The organism is Micromonospora desertarenae (assembly GCF_056150265.1).
Genome location: NZ_JAXCFQ010000004.1, coordinates 455,363 through 476,577, shown reverse-complemented (window position 1 = coordinate 476,577; position 21,215 = coordinate 455,363). Strand labels below are relative to the sequence as shown.

Below are 21,215 nucleotides of genomic sequence, written 5' to 3'. Positions count from 1 at the left end.
CCGACCGGCCCGCCGACACGTACCACGCCCCGGATTCGTTGGGAGACACTCAATGGGCGCCGACCACAACCGTCCCGCTCCGTCCACCCCGCCCCGGGTGCGGCGGATCCTCGTCGCGACGGTGGTCCCGCTCGTCGTGCTCACCGTGGTCGCCGCCCTGCTGCTCTGGCCCCGCGACACCCCCGGGGTCGACCAGGCCACCGACCCGCCCCGCTACCACGGCACGGTGACCCGCGTGGTGACCGAGTCCTGTCCGCCGACCCCGGAGACGCCGGAGGGGGGCGGCGCCGAGGGACCGTGCGGCACGGTCACCGTCAAGGTGGCCGACGGTCCGGACGCCGGCCAGGAGGTGCAGACGCCGGTGCCGACCGGTCCGGGCGCACCGACGGTCACGGTGGGCGACGAGATCATCCTGGTCGAGCTGACCGACCCGGCCGACCCGACGGCGAGCAGCTACAACATCGCCGAGCACCAGCGCGGCAAGCCGCTGGTCTGGCTGGTCGTGCTCTTCGCCGCGGCCATCGTGGCGTTCGGCCGGTGGCGCGGGCTGGCCGCACTGGCCGGCCTGGCGGCCAGCTTCGCGATCCTGCTCGCCTTCGTGCTGCCGGGGATCAGCGGCGGCGGGTCGCCCCTGCTGGTCGCGATCGTCGGCGCCGCACTGATCATGTTCGTGGTGCTGTACCTGACCCACGGGGTGACCGCGCAGACCTCCGTGGCGGTGCTCGGCACGCTCGGCAGCCTGGTGCTCACCGGGGTCCTGGGCACCCTCGCCACCGCCGCCACCCACCTCACCGGCTACGGCTCCGAGGACGCCACCACGCTGTCGATGTTCCAGGCCGACGTCGACCTGCACGGACTGCTGCTGGCCGGGATCATCATCGGCTCGCTCGGCGTGCTCGACGACGTCACGGTGACCCAGGCCGCCACGGTGACCGAACTGGCGCACGCCAACCCCGGCCTGTCCCGACTCCAGCTCTACCGCGCGGCGACCCGGGTCGGCCGGGCGCACATCGCGTCGACGGTGAACACCATCGTGCTGGCGTACGCGGGCGCCTCGCTGCCGCTGCTGCTCCTGCTCACCGCGGATTCGCGGTCGGTGACCCAGATCCTGACCAGCGAGTTCCTCGCCCAGGAGATCGTCCGCAGCGCGGTCGCCACGCTCGGGCTGATCGCCGCCGTGCCGCTGACCACCGCGCTGGCCGCGCTGGTGACCACGGCCGGCCGGGCCACCGCCCGTACCGGCGACGGCGACAGCGACGCGCCGGCGCGTACCCCTGAAGGTTCCCGGCCGGCCACGGACCGGGCCGAGGCGCTGCGGGCGCTCACCGCGCCGCGCGCCGGAAACACGTCCCCCGCCACCTCCACCGGGTGGCCCGATCCGGACAGGAGCACGGACGCCGCATGGTGAGACTCCGCAGTGTGACCGTCCAGGCCGGCGAGCTTGATAAACGCGTCACTGATCACCCTCCGCCATTACGAAATGACGCATTTAGTCGGCTTAGGGACGTAGATCCACCGGTGGCCTCTCGGGTAACCTCGCTGCCGGTCACCGCCGAAGGCGCGCAGCGGCGCCTGCGGTGCCGCCGCCCAATCGCCGCCAGGCGAGCCGGGGACCCAGGTACGTGGGGTGAGTCCGCGACAGCGGTAGGGGCCACTTCCGCCCCGAACCCGTCAGCTAACCCGGTCGGCGGTCGACGGAAGGGAACACTGTGACGGCACCCCTACGCCGCTGGTTGACACCTGTGGTGGCCGTGTTCGCCGCCTTGGCCGTGCTCGCCGGACCCCTCCCGGCGTCGGCCGCACCCAACACCCCCAAGCCCTCGGGACACGAGGACGGCGACTCGAAGCTGATCACGGATGTGATCGAGTCGACCAACCGGAACTACTCGCAGGCGAAGTCCCGGCTGGAGAAGTCCAAGAAGCGCCAGCTGGAACTCGCGCTGGAGGTCGACCGGGCCCAGGCCGAGCTGGACGCCCTCGCGCCACAGGTCAGCCAGCTCGCCACCCAGTCGTACCGGACGGGACGCATCGGCGCGGTGGCCATGCTGCTGGAGGCCAACAACCCCGACACGTTCGTCAAGCGGGCCACCGCCCTGGACGAGCTGAACATGGTCAACGCCAAGAAGCTCGCCGAGATCAACGAGGTGAAGACCCGCGCCGAGCAGGCGAAGCTGGCGCTCGAGGCGGAGATCCGCGAGCAGCAGAAGCAGACCAACCTGATGGCCAAGAACAAGCGCGACGCGGAGAAGGCGCTGGCGCTGGTCGGCGGGATGGGCTTCACCGGCGGCCTGGTGTCGGCCACCTCGCCGGTCGCCCGGATCGCCCCGGGCCGCACCGCCGACGGCGACTGGAAGGCCGAGTCGTGCAGCGAGAACGACCCGACCACCTCCGGCTGCGTGACGCCTCGGACCTTGCACATGTACAAGGAGGTCAAGCGGGCCGGCTTCAACCGGTTCGTCGGCTGCTACCGCCCCGGTGGCCCGTGGGAGCACCCGAAGGGCCGGGCCTGCGACTGGTCGCTGCAGAAGAGCGGCTTCTCCCCCTGGCACAACCGGGACACCCGGATGTACGGCAACAACCTCGCCGCGTTCCTGATCCGGAACGCCGACCGGCTGGGCATCTACTACGTGATCTGGAACCGGCAGATCTGGTTCCCGGCCACCGGCTGGAAGTCGTACAGCGGGCCGTCGAACCACACCGACCACGTGCACGTCTCGCTGCTGTAGCGACAGCCGAGACCACGCGAAGCGAGGGCCGTTCCCGGTGGGACGGCCCTCGCGGCGTTTCCGGCGCTACCTCGGGATGCGCTCAGGCGATGGCCGCGGTCTGGTCCGCCGCCGCGCCGGCCAGGTCGCCGGCCGGCACCGCGGCCACCGTCCGCACCTCGCCGGCGGCCAGCCGGTACGACATCCCGACCACCGCGCAACGCCCGGCGGCCACCTCGGCGGCCAGTACTGGCGAGCCGTCCAGCATCGCCTCGACGGTGTGCGCGATGTGGATGTCGACGATCCCGTTCACGTCGGTCACCCCCTCGGCCGCGGCCCGCCGCAGGCTGGGCATCATGGCGTCCACCACCGCCCGCAGGTGACCGGCCGGGGAGGTGTCGGTCTCCACCGCCGTCTTCGCCGCCTGCACCGCACCGCACGAGTCGTGCCCGAGCACGACCACCAGCGGCGTGCCGAGCACGGTCACCGCGTACTCGACGCTGCCCAGCACCTCGGGGCCGGTGGTGTGCCCGGCGGTCCGAACCACGAAGAGGTCGCCCAGGCCCCGGTCGAAGATGATCTCGGCGGCCAGCCGGGAATCGGAGCAGCCCACGATCACCGCGAAGGGGTGCTGCCCGTCGGCGACCGCCGCGCGGTGCCCGGCGTCCTGGTTGGGATGGCGCGGGACACCGGTGACGAATCTCCGGTTGCCGGCCGACAACTCGGCCAGCGCCTGCGCCGGAGTGGCCGGCGCGACCGCCGGCACGGACTCCCGTGACGGACCCGGCTGGGCGCCGGGCGAACCGGGGCTGCTCATCCCCTCACCTCGTCCCTCGACGTACCTGACCTGGGCAATCCCGGCCGACGGCGGACGCGGGCTGCCACCACGGTCACACTGAGCGAAAGATACGTCAAGATATGCGTGATATGCATTTCATGTATTCCAGAACGCTTGCGCGCGGCCGGCGACCCCGTCGGAGCACCCCCGGCGACGTCAGCGGCCCGGCGCTGGCCGGGCGAGGGCGTGCCCGGTGGATCGACGCCGCGGGAAATACCATGGCGGGCATGGCGACCACGAGTGGCGAGAACGGGAGCGGCCGGAACTGGACGTTCCTCACCAACCACGGGCACGTGCTGCTCGCCATCGCCCGCAACCCCACCGCCCGGCTGCGTGACGTCGCCGACGAGGTGGGCGTCACCGAGCGGGCCGCCCAGGCGATCGTCGCCGACCTGGAGGCGGGCGGCTACCTGCACCGCACCCGGGTGGGTCGGCGCAACGAGTACACCCTCAACCCGGCCGGGCGGTTCCGCCACCCGGCCGAGGCCGACCGTCAGGTCGGTGCCCTGCTGGCGCTCTTCACCGAGGAACCGGTGGCCGGCGGCGCCGACCATCCCTGACCACCGCCTGCCCGGCCGGCGGCGCCGACCACCCCTGAGCACCGCCTGCCCGGCCGGCGGCGCCGACCACCCCTGAGCACCGCCTGCCCGGCCGGCGGCGCCGACCACCCCTGACCACCGCCTGCCCGGCCGGCGGCGCCGACCGCCCCTGACGCCGCCTGCCCGGCCCGGCACCGGCCCGCCGGCACCGGGTTTCCCGGATCGGCGGTACCGGGGTGCTCCCGTCACCGCACCACGGGCGGCGCGGCGGTAGTCTCAGCCCGTGCGCGAGAGCTTCCGACCGGATGGGACAGCGCCGGTCCGCCGTACCGGGCGCGCGGTCCGCGCCCTCCTCAGTGGAGCGGCCGCGGCGCTGCTCGCCACCCTGGTCGTACCGCCGGCTCCGGCCGCCGCGGCGCCGCGCTGCGGTCCGGCCGGGCAGGCCGCCCCCGCCGGGCTGCCCTGGCCGCTGCGGCGGCTGGAGCCGTCGTCGGCCTGGCGGCTGTCCCGCGGCGCCGGCGTCACGGTCGCGGTCATCGACTCGGGCGTCTCGGCCATCCACCCCGTCCTCAAGGGACAGGTCCGCCAGGGCCGGGACTTCAACGGGCTGGCGCAGCAGCAGGGCCAGTGCGACCTGGCCGGACACGGCACGATGGTGGCCGGCATCATCGCCGGCCGCGACGGCACCGGGCAGCCGTTCAGCGGCATCGCGCCGCAGGCGCGGATCCTTCCGGTGCGGGTGCTGCCGGACACCCGGCAGACCAACGACGAGGCCCTGCCCGGGCAGATCGCCCAGGCGATCCGGTGGGCGGTGGACAACGGCGCCGACGTGGTGAACCTGTCGTTGGTGACGCTGCCCCGGCCCGAACTGGCCCAGGCCATCGAGTACGCCCTGGACAAGAAGGTCGTCGTGGTGGCCGCCGCCGGCAACCGGCAGGAGCAGCAGCAGGATCTGCCGGCATACCCGGCCGCGTATCCCGGGGTCATCGCGGTGGCCGGGGTGGACGAGCAGGGCGCCCACGTGGGCAGTTCGGTGAGCGGCGACTACGTCGACATCGCCGCCCCGGGGCTGAACATCATCGGCCCGGCTCCGGGCGGTGAGGGCTGGCTGGCCGAGCCGCAGGGCGGCACCAGCTTCGCCGCCGCGTACGTCTCGGGGGCCGCCGCGCTGGTCCGCGCCGCCTACCCGGACCTGACCCCGGAGCAGGTCACCGAGCGGCTGATCCGCACCGCGGACAGCCCGCCGGACGGCCACAACGCCCAGGTGGGCTACGGGGTGGTCAACCCGTACCGGGCGGTGGCGAGCCTGCTGGGCACCCGGAGCGACCCGCCGCCCGGCGCGCTGCCGGCTCCGCCGCCCACCGACGATCCGCTCGGCTGGCAACGCACGGTGGCGATCTGGGTCGCCGCGATCGGGGCGCTGCTGGCCGCCGTGCTGCTCGCGGTGAAGCCGATCCTGGTCCGCGGCCGGCGCCGCGGCTGGCGCCCGGGCCGTCGGCCGGCCGGCGCCGACCCGGCCGCGACCGGCTGACGCTCCGCCAGCCGCCCGGCTGCCGGCCCGGATCGCCGGCCCGTCCCGAAACGCCGAGCGCCGCCCAGCCGCCGGGGGGCGGTGGACGGCGCTCGGGTGGAGGTCAGCGCAGCACGCCGGGCGCGCCGTCGCCGTCCGCGCCCCAGACGTCCTCGTCCTCTTCCAGCCAACTGTTGCGCGGGGCCTCTTCCTCGCCGTAACCGGCACCGCCGGCGCCGCCCATTCCGGCGACCCCGCCGCCCCGGACGCCCGCGCCGCGCGCGCCCGCACCGGCCGCGCCGGCGGCACCGGCCCGACCGCCGCCGCGCGCGCCGCCGGCCATGCCGCCGCCCATGGCGGGCGCCATACCGCCGGCGAGCCGACCACCGCGGCCACCGCCCCGGCCGGCGCCACCCGCGCCGCCGCCCATCATCGGCGGCATGCCGGCCGCGACCGGACGGCCGAGCGCACCGCCGCCCGGGATCATGCCGCCGCCGGCCAGGCCGGCGCCGCCGCCGCCCAGGCCGCCGCCGCCCGCGCCGAGGCCGGACGTGCCGGGCAGGCCGCCGCCCAGGCCGCCACCACCGAGGCCGGGAGCGCCACCGCCACCGGCACCCGCCAGCCCGCTGCCGTAGTCGTCGGCGAGGCTGCCGGAGCCGGGGTAGCTCCCGGCGCCCCCGGAGCCGTACCCGCCGGAGAGGTCGGGGTGCGCGCCGGAACCGATCCCCGGCGAGCCGGTGTCGGGCATGCCGCTGGCGCTCAGCGACGGGCTGCCACCGATGCCGCCGGTCGACGGCGAGCCGCCGAGGCCCGGCACGCTGCCGGTTTTGCCGGCGCCGGGGCCGCCATCCAGATTCGGCGTGGTGACCGTCGGGTCGGTCGAGGTGAACGGGCCGGTCTGGCCCGGAGTGCCCGAGTCGATCGTGGTGTAGTCGCCACTGACCTGGTTGTAGACCTTCGCCGCTTCCTCGGACTTGTCGTTGATCCAGTCGGCGAGCGAGGTGATCGGGTCGAGGAAGCCGAGGAAGTCCGGCTTCACCTTCATCTCGAAGAAGCCGGTGTCGATCACCAGCCGGCCGTTGCGGGCCTCGAGGACGTCGTTGACGCAGCTGGCCGGGATCGGGAACTCCCGCTGCGCGGCGGTGAGCTTGTCAGCGGCGTCGTTCAGCGACCGGACGATGCCGTTGTGGTTCTCGGCGTCCTCGACGAGCTGACCGGCCCGCTTGGCGAGCCCGGTGATGTGGGTCTTGAAGGCCTCGTACGCCGGCCCCTTCCACACCTCGCCCAGGTCCTTGACGTTGGTCTCCAGGCTCTCCTTGACCGTGGTCAGGTTCTTCAGCAGCTGCTCCCAGCCGAGCGCGGCGCTGGCCACGTCGCCCGGTCGACCGTCGATGACGATCTGCTTGCACATCTCTTCCCAGCTCGGCACGGCCACCCTCCCCGTTTACGCCTTGCCCCGGTTGCTGGACGCGGTGTTGAAGGCGTTCTGCATCTCCGCCGCCGACATCGCGTTGGCACCCTCGGCCGTCTCGTAGTTCTCCTTGACCTTCTGCAACGCGTTCGCCGCCTTGTAGAGATCCTGGGCGAGCTGACGCATGCCCTGCTGGGTGCTGGTGAACAGGCCGCTGTGCTTGCGCGCCAGGTCACCGGCGCGGTCGAAGCTGCCGAGCGGGCTGGTGCCACCGCCCATCCCGGCGCCACCGGCCCCCGCCGCGGTGCCGCCCATCTTGTCGGAGATCTCCACCATCTCGTACGACTGGCTGTGGATGAAGTCGGCGGTCTCCTCCAGCCACTTCTTGGCCTTCTCCAGGCTGGAGGCGTCCCACTCGGTCTTGGCGCCGGCGTCGTCCGACCCCGGCACCAGCCCGGACGGCACCTCGGCCCGGTTGACGTTGTCCATGGTGACGGCGTCCAGCGTCACGAACGGCGGCACCATGTGCGGCGGCCCGATCGGTACGTTCGGTACGTCGATCCGGACGTCGTCCGGCTGCTCGGTCCTGTCCTTCGTCATCGGTTCCTCCCCGTCGCCGACTGAAGATCTGGCTTACTGCTGGTGCCCGCCCGGCGGGGGCGGGGGTGGCCCGGCCGGGCCCGGCGGCGGCCAGGCGGTGCCGGGCGCCGCTCCGGGCGGCGGAGGGTAGCCACCGGGCACCGGGGGCGGCGGGTAGCCGCCCGGAGCCGGTGCGCCCTGCGGTGGCACGTACGGACCGCCGGGCTGCCCGGGCGGGCGGGCGCCGAACTGCGGCGCACCGGGCGCGCCGGGCGGCGGGAAGCCGTGCGGCGCCGCGCCGGGCGGCGGGAAGCCGGGTGGTGGCCCGGCCGGGGTGGTGGCCGCGCGGCGCCGGGACCGGCGCACCAGCACGATCACCACGATCAGCACCACCAGCGGTACGGCGAGGCAGAGCGCCACCTGGATGATCGCGCCGGTCTTGTTGGTGACGCTGATCGAGACCGCCGGGTCGTCGTCCTCCGCGCCGGTGGCCGCCGGCCCGGCCGAGGCGCCCGCCGGGGCACCCTCGCCGGACAGCAGCGGATGCGCCGTGACGGCCGGCACCGTGTTGCTCAGCGCGGCGACCGGATCGACGGAACCGAAGCCGTACTGCTCGTCGCGGCCGGACGGGCCCTCGTCGCGGGCGGTGCGGATCAGCCGGTTCACCACGTTGGCGGCGTCGAGGTCGGGGTGCTTCGCCCGCACCAGGGCCACCACGCCCGCCACGATCGCGGCCGACTCGCTGGTGCCGCTGCCGACGCTGTAGCCGTTGGACGAGACCGACGTCGGCCGCGGAGTGATGATCTCCTCCATCGGCGCGGCCAGCACGGCCTCCGGCCCGGCCACGCTGCCGCTGAAGAAGTCGCCGTTCTTGGCCAGCCCGGTCACGGCGATGACGCCGGGAATGCTGGCCGGGTTGAGGACGCTGGTGTCGCCCTGCTCGCGGTTGCCCGCCGAGGCGACCAGCACCACGTTCTTGTCGAGGGCGTAGCGGACGGCGGCCTGCTCGTCGGGGCCCGGTCGGCCGCGGGCGCCGAGCGACATGCTGATCACGTCGGCGCCGTTGTCGGCGGCCCAGCGGATGCCGGCGGCCAACTCGTCGGCCTCCGTCCGGCTGCCGAGCGAGATCGGCAGGATCTTCGCCTCCGGGGCGATGCCGAGCTGGCGCATACTGCCGCCGCCCCGGCCGGCGATCAGGCCGGCCATGCCGGTGCCGTGGCTGATCTTGTCGTCGGTGCCGCGCCCGTCGGCGGTCGCGTCGGCGCCGAACCCCTTGCCGGGCAGCACCTGGCCGCGCAGGTCGGGAACGTTCGGGTCGACGCCGGCGTCGATGACGGCCACCGTCACGCCGCGGCCCTTGCTGACCTTGTGGGCCTGGGGGATCTTCAAGCTGTCGAGGTACCACTGGAGGCCGCGTACCGTGTCGGCGGCGCGCGCCGGTTCGGGGGCCGCGAGCGCTCCCGACCCGGCCAGCGCGGCGAGCGCCAGCGTCGCGACGGCGGACCTCCACAGTGGGCGGAGACGCAGCTCCGTGTTCATCGCTCTCCCAGGACCTCGACGGCTGGTAACGCGCCGCGGCTCCGGCCCGGTCGAACCGGACCGGAGCCGCGTCGATGGTCGCTCAGCCCCACACCTTGGCGTTGCTCATCTCGGTGTTGACGTAGTTCTCGCGGGCGATGCCCACCGCGCCACCGATGTCGTTCAGGATCTTGTTGATGTCCCGAACGGCGGCGTCCCACTGCGCCTGGTGCTGCTCGTAGGCGGCCCGGTCCTGGCCGTCCCACTGGAGCTTGCTCAGCATCGACCGCAGCGTGTCCAGCTTCTCGTCGATCGTCCGCGAGATGGCCAGCATCTGCTGGTTGCTGCTCTCCAGGACTGCGTAATCAACCTTGATGCTCATCGGTTCCTCCCCTGCTCGTCTCGGCGGATCACGGGTTGAGTGCAGAGTGGAACTTGTCCAGCATCTGCTGCTGCTCTTCGTCGTTGACCTGGTGCGTCGTACCCGACTTGTCGAGCAGGTCGGCGATGTTGTCCATCGCCGTCAGCAGCTTGGCCGTGTCCTCGTTCCAGCGCTGCATGAGCTGCTGGAAGCCCGCGGACGCCTGGCCCTTCCAGGCGATGGCCAGGTCGTCGACCACGTTCCACAGCTTCTTCAGCTCGCCGTCGACCTCGCTGCGCGTGGACCGCACGTCACTCGCGGCGGTATGCAGAGTCGCTGCTTCGACCTCGAACGCCATGCTTCACACCCTTCCGTCTCCTTGTGGCGGCGGATCTGCCGCGCCCTCCCCCGCGGCAAGGCAAACACCCCACCGACGGACACTCCTCTGAAGACCGTAGCGGACCGCGTCCAGCGAGCGCAGCCCTGTCTCGCCCACTGTGACGCCAACGCGACCGATCCGGCGCGCCGTCCGGTCACGAGAAGCGTGAATATGATCTCACGTGCAGCACCGCGCCGACCACGAAGGTCACCGCGAGCAGCCCGACCAGGGCCCACCGCAGCGGGCTGGCGCCCGCGGTCGCGGCGAGCGGAGCGGCCAGCGCCGCGACCGCGCTGAGCACGACGATCTCCATCGCCCGCTTCACCCGCGCCGAGCCGCTGAGCTGCGCGACCAGCCCCAGCCCGAGGAAGACGGGAATGGCCGCGAGGGCGTACCCGAACGACCAGACCACCCACACGGCACACCCGCCTCTCACGTGCCCGGTCAGGGCCGCCTCACGCCGGATCAGACCGGCTCGGACCAGGCGGTCTGGATCAGCTGCTGGCCGTCGCGGCGGCGCACCAGGGTGCCCCGGCCCGGCGGCTGCGGGCTCGGCCGCAACGTGCCGAAGACCGCGCCCTCCTCCCGGTTGCCGGACATCAGCAGGCCGGGCGAGTCCAGCTCGCGCAGGCGTTGCAGCACCGGCTCGTAGAGCGCCCGGGCCACGCCGCCGACCCGGCGCGTGATGATCAGGTGCAGGCCGATGTCGCGGGCCTGCGGCAGCAGCTCGTGCAGCGCGCTGAGCGGGTTGCTGCCGCCCGAGGCGACCAGGTCGTAGTCGTCGACCAGGATGTAGAGGTCCGGCCCCTTCCACCAGCTGCGGTCGCGCAGCTGGGCGGTGGTGACGTCCGGCCCGGGGAGCCGGTTGGACAGCGCGCTGCGGATCGAGCCCAGCCCCTGCGCGAACGCCTGGTTGGACGGGGCGTAGTCGAGCAGGTGGTCGCCCTCCACGGCACCGAGCAGGCCGCGCCGGTAGTCCGCGATCACCAGCCGGGCCTCGGCCGGGGTGTACCGCTCGGTGATGCTCCGGGCGATCAGCCGCAGCAGGTTGGTCTTGCCGCACTCGGCGTCGCCGAAGACCGTCAGGTGCGGCTCGTTGGCCAGGTCGAGGTAGACCGGCGCCAGCGCCGACTCGTTGACGCCGATCGGCAGGCCGGGTGCCGACCGGTCGGCCACCCGGGCCAGCTCGGCGACGGGCAGCTTGCGCGGCAGCAGCCGCACCTTCGGCGCCGGGCGGCCGGGCCAGTTGGCCGCCACGTGCGCGGCCAGGGCGGCCGAGGCCTCGGTCAGGTCGTCGATGTCGCGGCGGCCGTCGATCCGCGAGATCGCGGCCAGGAAGTGCAGCTTGTCGCGGGTCAGACCGCGGCCCGGGGTCTTCTCCGGGACGTTCATCGCCGCCCGGCGGTCGATCTCCGACTCGGCCGCGTCGCCGAGCCGCAGCTCCAGCTTGGTGCCGAGCAGGTCGCGCATGTTGATCCGGATCTCCGCCCACCGCACGGCGGTGACCACCACGTGTACGCCGAAACCGAGCCCGCGGTTGGCCAGGTTGGTGATGGTCTGCTCCAGCTCCTCGTACTCCTGGCGCAGCGTGTTCCAGCCGTCCACCACGAGGAAGACGTCGCCGAACGGGTCGTCGGCGAACTCGCCGGCCGCCCGGCGCCGCCGGTAGCTGGCCACCGAGTCGATGCCGTGCTGGGCGAAGCGCGCCTCGCGCTCGTCGATGATGGCCACCACCTCGGCCACCGTCCGGCGCACCGCCTCGGTGTCCCGCCGGCCGGCCACCCCGGACATGTGCGGCAGCCCCTCCAGGCTGCGCAGCGCGCCGCCGCCGAAGTCGAGGCAGAAGAACTGCACCTCGCGCGGCGTGTGGGTGAGCGCCAGCGAGGCGAGCAGCGAACGCAGCATGGTGCTCTTGCCGCTCAGCGAGGCGCCGACGATCACCACGTTGCCGCCGGCGCCGGCCAGCTCGACCATCATCGGGTCGCGCCGCTGCTCGTACGGCCGGTCGACCACGCCCACCGGCACGGTGAGCCGGCCCCGGCCCTGCCAGGTGGCGGTGCACAGCCCGTACGTCGGGTCCGCCTTCAGCGGCGGGAGCAGCTCGCCCAGGCTCGGCGGCTCGGCCAGCGGCGGCAGCCAGACCTGGTGCGCCGGCTTGCCGCGCCCCTTGAGCCGGTCGATCAGCACGTCGAGCATGGCCACGGCCTTGCCGTCGGTCGGCTGCTCCGGCTCCGGTGTGGTCTCCACCGGCACCTGCGGCTGCCGCACCGGCACGAAGTTCACCCCGTACGGCACGATCCGGCGCTGCACCATCGCCTGCGACGCCGACGCCTGCTCGCCCGGCGCCCGGTACGGCCCGGACACGTAGGCGGCCCGGAACCGCAGCATGGTGCTGGTGTCGGTCTTCAGGTAGCCGTGACCCGGCGCGCTCGGCAGCTCGTACGCGTCCGGCACACCGAGCACGATCCGGCTCTCCACCGCCGAGAAGGTGCGCAGACCGATCCGGTACGACAGGTGGGTGTCCAGGCCGCGCAGCTTGCCCTCCTCGAGGCGCTGCGAGGCCAGCAGCAGGTGCACGCCGAGCGACCGGCCCAGCCGGCCGATCATCACGAAGAGGTCGATGAAGTCGGGCTTGGCGGCCAGCAGCTCGCTGAACTCGTCACAGATGATCAGCAGGCTGGGCATCGGGTCCAGCGGCTCGCCGGCGGCCCGGGCCTTCTCGTAGTCGAACCGGGAGACGTAGTTGCCGGCCGCCCGCAGCACCTCCTGCCGGCGGTTCATCTCACCGGCCAGCGCGTCCCGCATCCGGTCGACCAGCGGCAGCTCGTCGGCCAGGTTGGTGATCACGGCGCTGGTGTGCGGCAACGCCTCCAGCGACGCGAAGGTGGCGCCACCCTTGAAGTCGACCAGGACGAAGTTGAGCTCCTCGGAGGAGTGCGTCACGGCCAGCGCGGCGACCACCGTGCGCAGCAGCTCGCTCTTGCCGGAACCGGTCGCGCCGATGACCAGGCCGTGCGGGCCCATGCCCTCGTGCGCGGACTCCTTGAAGTCCAGCTCGACCACGTTGCCGTCCGGGCCCACGCCGAGCGGGATGCGCAGCCGGTCCCGGTGGCTGCGGGGCCGCCAGGTCTGCTGCACGTCGACCGCGGCGGCGTCGCCGACCCCGAGCAGGTCGGGCAGTTCCATGCTGCGGGCCAGCGGCTCGTCGCTGCTGGCCTGCTGCTGGGAGAGCCGGTAGGGGGCGATCTGCCGGGCCAGCCCCTCGGCGGCCGCGGCGCTGAGCCGGTCCGGCCGGCCGAGCCGGGACGTGGACGTCCCGCGGACCAGGTCGAGCGAGCTGCCGTCGCCCGCGTCGAGGCAGAGCAACCAGCGGCCGGCGTCGCGGGGCACGGTGCCGGAGAGGTCGATGACGGTGGCGCCGAGCAGCCCCGGCCCCATCAGCTGGCAGGTCGGCGAGACCTCGCCGCCGTCGATCACCACCACCACGTGCGGCATGGTGGTCAGCGGCTTCGCCTCCGGGGCGAACCGCGGCCGGCCGGTCAGCTCGGCGGCGAGCGCCTCCTCCGCCTCGGCGAGGTGGGCGAAGACCATCCGGCGGGCGCCGGCGGCGTCGGTGCGGGAGCTGTGCTGGGTGTGCGGCAGCCACTTCACCCAGTCCCAGGCGGCCTGCCGGTCCACCGCGGCGACCACCGCGATGACCAGGTCGTCGGGGGCGTGGAAGGTGGCCAGCTGGCCGAGCGCGGCCCGGGTCAGGTCGAGCACCGGCTCGCGCTCGCCGCGCAGCACCACCCGGCTGAACGCGCGCAGCGACAGCGCGGTGGGCAGGTCCGGCACTGTCGAGTGGGCGCGGACGAAGCGCCGCAGCGCGATGGCGCTCATCGGCTCGAGGTCCTCGACCGGCTTGGTCTCCGGCGGCACGATCTCCACCGCGAGGCGCTGCGGGCCGGTGGCGATCCGGGTCTCGCCGAAGTCGTCCTCGGTGATCCGGCGCTCCCAGAGCCGGCGGGACGCGGCGATCGACCAGAGCGCGTCCGGCTCCGGGTGCCGCCAGGCCATCGCGGCGCGCTGCTGCTCGGCCGCGCGCCGGGTGCGCTTGCGCATCTGGGCCAGGTAGCGCATGTAGTCGCGCCGGTCGGCGTTCAGCTCGGCCTTGTCGTTGTTGCCGTGGCTGAGCGAGCCGATCGCCATGCCCAGCATCGAGATGCCGAACAGACCGCCGGCGACGTACGTCATCATGCCGCCGCCGCGCCCGGCGTAGAGGAACGCCATCGCGCCCACGCCGCAGACCATCGGCAGGATCATCAGCAGCTGCCCCATCCCGCGGGGCGTCGGCTCCGGAAGCTCCGGTGGGGACTCCAGCAGCAGCTCACCACGCGGTAGGGCCGGTCCCGGCTGACGCGGGAGCCGGCGGAACACCACCGTGCTCACGGCTGTCTCCTCCCCAGAAGCGGCCTGACGAAGCACCTGCGAACGACCGGAGTCGTCGGGTGGGCATCGTACGTGCCCGCCATCGTAGGTAATCTCCCGTGGGCGTCAGGGACCCACGGGGACGACGTGCCGGCCCCGGGTCATCGTAGAAGAGCGCGAGGAGGCCACAGTGGCGACGAAGACGGCGACCGGCGGCCTGAGCCGGATCACCATCGTGGCTCCGCGGACCCGGATGGACCTCGCGCTCCCGTCCGACGTGCCGCTCGCCGACCTGCTCCCCACCCTGCTGCGCTACGCCGGCGAGGACCTGGCCGACGAGGGCGTGCGGCACGGCGGGTGGAGCCTGTCGCGGCTCGGCGGTCCGCCGCTTAACGGCGGCCGTACCCCCGCCCAGCTGGGCATCCGCGACGGCGAGGTGCTCTACTTCAACCCGCGCGCCGCCGCCGCGCCGGAGATCGTCTTCGACGACGTGGTGGACGCGGTGGCGACCGCCACCAACCAGCGCCCGGGCGCCTGGCAGGTCGGCACCACCCGGTCGTTCGCTGTGCTGTTCGCCGCGGCGGCGCTCGGCGCCGGCGCGCTGGCCGCGCTCTTCCTCGGCCCGCCGCACCTGCCCGGCGCGCTGGCCGCGCTGGTCGTCGCGGTGGCCCTGCTGGTCACCGCCGCGGTGCTGTCCCGGGCGGCCGGCGACAGCGCCACCGGCGCGGTGCTCGGGGCGGTGGGGCTCGGCCACGCCGCCGTCGGCGGCCTGCTGCTGCTCGCCGGCGACCGGCCGCTGTCCGACCTGGCCGCGCCGCACGTGCTGCTGGCCGCCACCGCGGTGGTGGTCTGCGCCGCGGTGGCGGTGCTGGCGGTGGGCGACCGGCTGCCGCTCTTCTTCGGCGCGGTCGGGGTCGGTGCCGCGGTCGCCTTCGGGGCGCTGCTCTCCCTCGCCTTCGGCATCGGCGCGCCGGCCGCCGCGGCGGTGGTCGCCGCTGTCGCGTTCGGCGCCGTGCCGGCGCTGCCGATGGCCGCCTACCGGCTGGCCCGGCTGCCCGTCCCGTCCATCCCCACCGGCCCCGACGACCTGAAGACCGACGCCGAGTCGGTGGACGGGCGCCGGGTGCTCCAGCTCAGCGAGCGGGCCGACGCGTTCCTGACCGGTCTGCTGTGGACGGTGTCGCTGCTGGTGCTGGGCGCCCAGGTGGTGCTCGCCCTCGACGGCGGCCTGGCGGCGGTGCTGCTCTGCCTCGTGCTGGCCCTGCTGTCGCTGCTGCGGGCCCGGCCGTTCCTCGGCCGCGCCCAGCGCACCCCGGTGCTGGTCACCGGCACCGCCGGGCTGGGCCTGGCGGCCGCCGCCGCGTTCGCCGGCGGCTCGCTGGCGGTACGCCTCGGGGTGGTCCTCGGCGGCCTGCTGCTGGCCGCCGTGGTGAGCCTGATCTACGGGCTGACCGTGGCCGGCAAGCGGATCTCCCCGGTCTGGGGCCGGCTGCTGGACATCGTGGAGATCATGCTGATCATCGCGCTGGTGCCGCTGGCCGTCTGGGTCCTCGGCCTCTACGGCTGGATCGTCAACCTCCGCCCCTGACGCCGGGGTCGCTCCCGGCGACCAGGGGGTTCGTGTCGGGAATCCGACTCCGGCGACGCGAACCCCTTGGTCACCGACAGTGCGTGGCGGTCAGCTGGTGGTGGTGACGGTGGCGGCGACCGGGGCGGTGGCGTAGACGCCCGGCGCGTGCTGGCCGTCCAGCAGGCGGCCGGGCGCGCCGCTGCGGCGGGCCACGTCCCGGACCACCTTCACCAGCGCCTCGACGTGGTTGTCCAGCGCCGCCACCCGCAGCAGCGGGGCGGTCCGGCCGCCCGGCAGCACCGCGGCGGCCAGCGTGTGCGACGGCGCGGAGGTCGCGGTCACCGCGTCGACCAGGGCGCCGAACGGGGTGCCGGCACGGGCCCGCAGGGCGAGGCAGCGCTGCGTCCAGCCGCCGCCGCGCAGGCCGGTCCAGGTCTCCGCGGGCGGCGCCGGGGCGAGGTCCAGCCCGGCCGCCGAGATCACCGCCGCGCGCAGTTCGTCCCGGCCGAGCGCGCGGTGGGCCAGCCCGGCGGCGTTCAGCGCCTTGCCGAGCCGGCCGATGCCGGCGGCGAGGGTGCGGTGCACGCCGGGCATCCCGCCGCCCCGGCTGACCGCCTCCACCCGGGCGTCCCGCACCGAGAGCCGCAGCGCCACCCAGACCGTACGGTGGGCCGCCGGCGGCGCGCCCGGCGCCGGGTACCAGACCAGGGTGTGCGAGACCACCTGGGCGAGGGTGACCGGCCCGCTGAAGTCGGCGAGCACCCGCAGCGCGCGGTCGACCACCGACGACTCCACCGATCCGGCCGGCGCGCCCGGCCGGCCCTGTAGCGCGACCGCGGCGAACCAGCCCTGCCCGTCCTGCCCGATGCCGAGCCGGGTGCCCCGGTCTGTGAGTTCGATCACATTAAGTTCGGGAGCGAGGGCGGCCAGCCGCGGATCCCCGCCACCGCCGGCCGCGACCGTGCTGCGGGCCTGCTCCCGCCGGCGGCGCAGCCGGCGCCGCAGCATCAGGTCCTCGTACCACCAGCGGCCGCCCCGGCGGGCGAAGACGGCGATCAGCACCAGCAGGGCCACCGCGATCACCGTGCCGGCCAGCCAGGTGGGCCCGCCCAGCGCCGCCCAGACGGCCACCGCGCACAGCTCCACCACCACCAGCTGGCCGACCACGACCGGGCCGATCCGCCCGCGTTCGCGCCGGTCGGCCGGGCTGACCGGCCGCTCCGCGCCGCCGGACGGGTCCGTGGCCGTACGGCCGGGTGGCGCCTGAACCTGCGTCATCGGTGGCAGTCCCTTCTGGACGGTGCGGCATCCCGTCGTGACCGGGCCCGGGGCGCTGGTCCCGGTGACCCGTCGACGGCCCCTTATCGTAGGGAAGCCCGCGACACGACTCGGACCTGATCGTCGCGGACCCACCCCGCCGGAGGTAAGTCATGCGGACCCGCCGCGATCAGGTGCAGGCGTACCGCTTCGTCACCCGCCGGATCGTCTCGGCGTTGCTGTCGGGCGACCCCGAGACCAGCAACCTGCCGATGCGGCGCCTCGGCATGGCGGTCTTCGGCAGCGTGATCGCGGCGGCGGTGGTGCTCGGCGGCGCCGGCGCGTACGGGCAGCTCACCGGCAACGCCGCGCCGTTGGAGCCGAACACCCTGGTGATCGAGCGGGAGACCGGGGCGACGTACGTCTTCCTCGACGACGGCAAGCTGTACCCGACGCTCAACTACGCCTCCGCCCGGCTGATCCTGAACACCGCGGACCCGCAGATCCGGACCATGTCGCAGGCGTCGATCCGGGACCGCTCGCGCGGGCGCACGGTCGGCATCGTCGGCGCGCCGGACGCGGTGCCCGACCGCAAGTCGCTCACCGGCCTGCCCTGGTCGGTCTGCGACGTCCCCGACCCGGCCGATCCGCGCCGGTCCAGCACCAAGGTGGTGATCGACCGGCCGCTGCCCGGCGGGGCGCCGCTGGGCGACCGCGCGGTGCTGGTGTCGGTCGACGGCCAGCGGCACCTGCTCACCGGCGACGCCCGGCTCCAGGTGGTCGGGGGCGACCCGGCGATCGCCGCGCTGCGGATGGCCGGCGCGGCCACGCTCACCGTCGGCCAGCAACTGGTCAACGCGGTGCCGGCCGGCCCGGCCCTGCGCAAGCCCACCATCGCCGGCGATGACGAGAGCAGCACCGTCGAGGTCGGCGGCGAGCCGGCCCGGATCGGGCAGGTCTTCCGGGCCGCCGGCAAGCACTACGTGCTCACCCGGGAGGGCCTGGCCTCGATCGGCGAGCCCACCGCGCTGCTGCTGCTCAGCGACGGCGGCTCGGTCACCGACATCACCCCGGACCAGGCCGGCCGGCTGCTGACCGAGGAGCGGGTGGAGGAGACCGGGATGCCGCAGGCGCTGCCCGCGCTGTACCCGGTCCGCGCCGGCCAGACGGTGCTCTGCGCGACCTACCGGTCGGGGGCGGGCGGCGGGCCGCCCACCACCACGCTGGAGGTCTTCGACCGGGCCCCGGCCGAGCTGACCGCGAGCCAGGCCGGCCCGGTGCCGGTCCGGCAGGGCAGCCGCGACGCGGTCCGCACCGCCGACGCCGTGCTGCTCCCCGGCGGCAAGGGCGTGCTGGTCCAGGCGGCGCCGGGCGCCGGGGAGACCGGCACGGCCGCACCCGGATCGACGGTCTACCTGATCAGCGCGCAGGGCGTCCGCTACCCGCTGGGCACCCGCTCCGGCGACGCGATGACCGCCCTGGGCTACGGCGGTGTCACCCCGCTGGCGGTGCCGGCGTCGCTGCTGGCGCTGATCCCCACCGGGCCGACCCTGGAGCGGGAGGACGCACTGTCCTTCTTCGAGCCCGACGCGAAGGGGGCGCCGGCGCCGGCGGCCCCGGCGCGGCCGACCGCGACCGCCACGCCGGAGGCGTCCGGATCGGCGGTCCCGTCGGGCACGACCGGCACCGCGTCGCCGGCCGCCGGCGGGTGAGCGTCCCGCTGGGCGAACGGCGGGTCGCCCGGCTCGCGGGCGTGGACTAACCTGAGCATCGGCAACGGTTATCGACCAGACGTACGGGGATGCTGCCATGACCGGGCGCACGACAGTCGACCTGATGTCCCTGGAGGACTTCCACCAGCGGTTGGCCGACCGGCTGACCCAGGCGGAGACGGTGTTGCGGAAGCTCAACACCGAGATGCAGTGCCGGCCCCCGGCGCTGGGCACCTTCGCCGACGCCACCAGCAACGCCCGCAAGTACTCCGACATCCACCTGTCCTATGTGGAGAAGGTGGGCCGGCTGCGCGAGGCGGTCGAGGCGGCGCAGACCGCCACCGCGACCATCCTGAACAACTACCGCACGGCGGAGGCCCGCAACGCGGCCAACGCCGCCGACATCGCCGCGGCGTTGACCGGCGTCGACAACGCGCTGAAGCGGCAGGAGGACCCGCGTGTCTGAGTACACCGCGCGCTACCAGGGCGTCAGCCACGAGGAGCTGTACAACGCCGTGATGGCCGGCAAGCCGAGCCAGATCGACGACCTCGCCGCCGACTGGACGTCGCTCAAGGGCATCCTCGACGGCCTCGGCCGGGAGCTCGGTGGCGACCTCGACAAGCTCGCCAACGCCTGGACGGGCGAGGCCGGGCAGGAGTTCCAGCGCCGGCTCGACTTCATCGTCTCCTACGCCGACACGCTCGGCGAGGGGATGGCCGACCTCAGCCGGGCGCTGACCCTGATGGCCGACCAGCTCCGCACCGCGCACCGGGAGGCGGAGAGCCCGGAGAAGACCGACGACCACGACAAGGCGGTCTCCGGTGCGATGAAGGGTGCCGCCTTCGGCCTGCCGGGGGCGATCGTCGGCGGGCTGCTCGGCCACCAGCAGGACAAGGCCGAGCAGGAGAAGGCGCACCAGCGGATGGTCAACGTGGTGGCCGAGCTGGCCGCCGGCTACGACCTCTCGGCGTACGGCCGGATGGTCGCGCCGCCGCCCCCGCCGGTCGACACCCCGCGCCCGATCACCGGTGGCACCACCACGCCGCGCGGCGGCCCCGGCGCGACCACGCCGACGGCCGCGCCGACCAGCACCGGCCTCACCCCGCAGACCGGCGGCCACACCGTGGCCACCCCCGACCAGGTCGGGTCCGGTCCGGGCACCGGTTCCGGAGCGGGCGGCTCCGCCGGCGCGGCTCCCGGCACCATCGGCGGCACCACCGATCCCGACCTCGGCACCTCCCTCGCCGGGGCCGGGCCGCTGACCACCAGCCCGGTGCTCGGCGGCGCGCCCCCGGCCGGCCTGGGCGGCGGCACCGCGACGGCCTCGGCCGGTGGCGGGTTCGGCCCGCTGCTCGCCGGTGGTGGCGGGCTGGTCGGCACCGCCGCGCTGGCCGGCTCAGCCAGCAGCGCGCCAACCAGCGTGGCCCGGCCCACCGGCGGCACGGCGGCGGCCGAGACCAGGTCCGCCAGCGGCGTCGGGCGCAGCATGGACGGGCGGCGTGGCGACGGCGCGGCCCGCGACGCCGCCACCGCGCGGCAGGGCCGGGCGGCCAACCGGGCCGGCGTCCTCGGCGGCCGCGGGCAGCACGACGACGACACCTCGGACGACCGGCTGACCTGGCTCACCGAGGACGACATGGTCTGGCAGGACGGCGCGGACGCCGCGCCGCCGGTGCTCGGCACCGATCGCTGACCGGCGACATCCGGCACACGACGGCCCATCCGGCGGGCGACCACCGGGTGGGCCGTCGTCGTGTCCGCCGCGGCTGGGTCGCAACCGCCCCGGCGGGCTCCCCCACCCGCTCCGGCCGCGCCCTCGTCTCCCCGGTGACCGTCCACACCGCACCCGGGTGGCGTCGGTCACCGTCCCCGTCGCCGTGCTGCGACCACCCGAATCGGGCGATAGGTTGGTCTGGTGCCGTCCGTAGCCTCCGCCCACCCGCTGTGGTCGGTCACGCTGCGTGCGCTACGGACGATGACCCGCCTGGCGGCGACCGCGCTGGTGCTCGTCGTCGGTCTCGGCGGGCTGACCGCCGGCACCGCCACCGAACCGGCCACCACCGCCGCCCAGCTCCGGCCGCTCGCCGTGACGAGCCGGGTCGACGAGCTGCGTCCCGACGCCGCGGCCAGCGCGGCGGCACGGAGCATCGACGCCGACACCACTGAGCCGGGCCCCGCCGAGGCCACCCCGGTCACCGCCGACGTCGTGGCCACCGCCCGGCCCGCGGGCCCGGCCACCGATCCCGGGCGCGGGGTGCCGGCCCGGCGCGGTCCACCCACCGCCTGACCGTCAGCCCCGTCGCCGCGTAGGTGCCCACCCGGGGCTGAGGGCGCGCGACCCGTCGGAGCGCCGGCCCACCGCCGAGGACGCCCGACCGCCCGCGCATCCGTACCACCGGGCCCGTGACCGTCGACCCCTCTCTCTGCC

At 74.7% G+C, this 21,215-nt stretch carries 18 protein-coding genes and 1 riboswitch; of the genes, 9 read left to right on the top strand and 9 right to left on the bottom strand.

Annotation, left to right across the window (positions count from 1 at the left end; genetic code table 11):
* Positions 1-52 precede the first annotated feature (52 nt).
* Both SM577_RS10995 and SM577_RS10990 read left to right on the top strand, forming a co-directional pair.
* The gene (locus tag SM577_RS10995) at positions 53-1,408 is read left to right on the top strand and encodes a YibE/F family protein (protein ID WP_474586822.1); all 1,356 of its coding nucleotides are present in this window, start codon (positions 53-55) and stop codon (positions 1,406-1,408) included.
* 166 nt (positions 1,409-1,574) lie between these two features.
* A riboswitch (cyclic di-AMP (ydaO/yuaA leader) is annotated at positions 1,575-1,705 on the top strand.
* 4 nt (positions 1,706-1,709) lie between these two features.
* Complete coding sequence (locus SM577_RS10990; protein ID WP_302918470.1) at positions 1,710-2,726, top strand: coiled-coil domain-containing protein; 1,017 nt, start codon at positions 1,710-1,712, stop codon at positions 2,724-2,726.
* Between the two features lie 82 nt (positions 2,727-2,808).
* Here the strand turns inward: SM577_RS10990 and SM577_RS10985 are convergent, their stop codons facing one another.
* Positions 2,809-3,522 (bottom strand): carbonic anhydrase, encoded by a 714-nt coding sequence (locus tag SM577_RS10985; protein WP_474586821.1) that lies wholly within the window; start codon positions 3,520-3,522, stop codon positions 2,809-2,811.
* Between the two features lie 239 nt (positions 3,523-3,761).
* Between SM577_RS10985 and SM577_RS10980 the strand changes: the two genes are divergently transcribed.
* Both SM577_RS10980 and mycP read left to right on the top strand, forming a co-directional pair.
* Positions 3,762-4,103: a helix-turn-helix transcriptional regulator gene (locus SM577_RS10980; RefSeq protein WP_302918472.1), complete on the top strand. Its 342-nt coding sequence runs from the start codon at positions 3,762-3,764 to the stop codon at positions 4,101-4,103.
* A 262-nt stretch (positions 4,104-4,365) separates the two neighbouring features.
* Positions 4,366-5,613 (top strand): type VII secretion-associated serine protease mycosin, encoded by a 1,248-nt coding sequence (gene mycP / locus SM577_RS10975; protein WP_474586820.1) that lies wholly within the window; start codon positions 4,366-4,368, stop codon positions 5,611-5,613.
* A 103-nt stretch (positions 5,614-5,716) separates the two neighbouring features.
* On the opposite strand, the gene SM577_RS10970 is transcribed toward mycP, so the two are convergent.
* From SM577_RS10970 to eccCa, 7 genes are all read right to left on the bottom strand, one after another.
* Positions 5,717-7,021, bottom strand: a complete 1,305-nt coding sequence (locus SM577_RS10970; RefSeq protein WP_302918474.1) for a WXG100 family type VII secretion target — start codon at positions 7,019-7,021, stop codon at positions 5,717-5,719.
* 15 nt (positions 7,022-7,036) lie between these two features.
* Complete coding sequence (locus SM577_RS10965) at positions 7,037-7,603, bottom strand: hypothetical protein (protein ID WP_302918475.1); 567 nt, start codon at positions 7,601-7,603, stop codon at positions 7,037-7,039.
* A 33-nt stretch (positions 7,604-7,636) separates the two neighbouring features.
* On the bottom strand, positions 7,637-9,121 hold the full coding sequence (locus tag SM577_RS10960; RefSeq protein WP_474582934.1) for a S8 family serine peptidase: 1,485 nt from the start codon (positions 9,119-9,121) through the stop codon (positions 7,637-7,639).
* Positions 9,122-9,203: 82 nt separating this feature from the next.
* Complete coding sequence (locus SM577_RS10955) at positions 9,204-9,482, bottom strand: WXG100 family type VII secretion target (RefSeq protein ID WP_088997174.1); 279 nt, start codon at positions 9,480-9,482, stop codon at positions 9,204-9,206.
* 28 nt (positions 9,483-9,510) lie between these two features.
* The gene (locus tag SM577_RS10950; RefSeq protein WP_167181107.1) at positions 9,511-9,819 is read right to left on the bottom strand and encodes a WXG100 family type VII secretion target; all 309 of its coding nucleotides are present in this window, start codon (positions 9,817-9,819) and stop codon (positions 9,511-9,513) included.
* 175 nt (positions 9,820-9,994) lie between these two features.
* A complete protein-coding gene (locus tag SM577_RS10945) occupies positions 9,995-10,258 on the bottom strand; it encodes a hypothetical protein (RefSeq protein ID WP_474582933.1) in 264 nt (87 codons plus the stop codon).
* A gap of 47 nt (positions 10,259-10,305) precedes the next feature.
* Positions 10,306-14,268, bottom strand: a complete 3,963-nt coding sequence (gene eccCa, locus SM577_RS10940; RefSeq protein WP_474582932.1) for a type VII secretion protein EccCa — start codon at positions 14,266-14,268, stop codon at positions 10,306-10,308.
* Positions 14,269-14,437: 169 nt separating this feature from the next.
* Here eccCa and eccD point away from each other — a divergent pair, with 169 nt between their 5' ends.
* Positions 14,438-15,835, top strand: a complete 1,398-nt coding sequence (eccD, locus tag SM577_RS10935; protein ID WP_474582931.1) for a type VII secretion integral membrane protein EccD — start codon at positions 14,438-14,440, stop codon at positions 15,833-15,835.
* A gap of 90 nt (positions 15,836-15,925) precedes the next feature.
* Here the strand turns inward: eccD and SM577_RS10930 are convergent, their stop codons facing one another.
* Positions 15,926-17,095 (bottom strand): type VII secretion protein EccE, encoded by a 1,170-nt coding sequence (locus SM577_RS10930; protein WP_302918480.1) that lies wholly within the window; start codon positions 17,093-17,095, stop codon positions 15,926-15,928.
* A gap of 152 nt (positions 17,096-17,247) precedes the next feature.
* On the opposite strand from SM577_RS10930, the gene eccB reads away from it, so the two are divergent.
* The 4 genes from eccB to SM577_RS10910 all read left to right on the top strand — a co-directional run bounded on the left by eccB (position 17,248) and on the right by SM577_RS10910 (position 21,074).
* A complete protein-coding gene (gene eccB / locus SM577_RS10925) occupies positions 17,248-18,786 on the top strand; it encodes a type VII secretion protein EccB (protein ID WP_302918481.1) in 1,539 nt (512 codons plus the stop codon).
* A 97-nt stretch (positions 18,787-18,883) separates the two neighbouring features.
* Positions 18,884-19,252 (top strand): hypothetical protein, encoded by a 369-nt coding sequence (locus SM577_RS10920; RefSeq protein WP_302918482.1) that lies wholly within the window; start codon positions 18,884-18,886, stop codon positions 19,250-19,252.
* The gene (locus SM577_RS10915) at positions 19,245-20,480 is read left to right on the top strand and encodes a WXG100 family type VII secretion target (RefSeq protein ID WP_474582930.1); all 1,236 of its coding nucleotides are present in this window, start codon (positions 19,245-19,247) and stop codon (positions 20,478-20,480) included. The genes SM577_RS10920 and SM577_RS10915 overlap by 8 nt, the downstream gene beginning before the upstream one ends.
* A gap of 222 nt (positions 20,481-20,702) precedes the next feature.
* On the top strand, positions 20,703-21,074 hold the full coding sequence (locus SM577_RS10910; RefSeq protein WP_474586819.1) for a hypothetical protein: 372 nt from the start codon (positions 20,703-20,705) through the stop codon (positions 21,072-21,074).
* Positions 21,075-21,215: the final 141 nt, after the last annotated feature.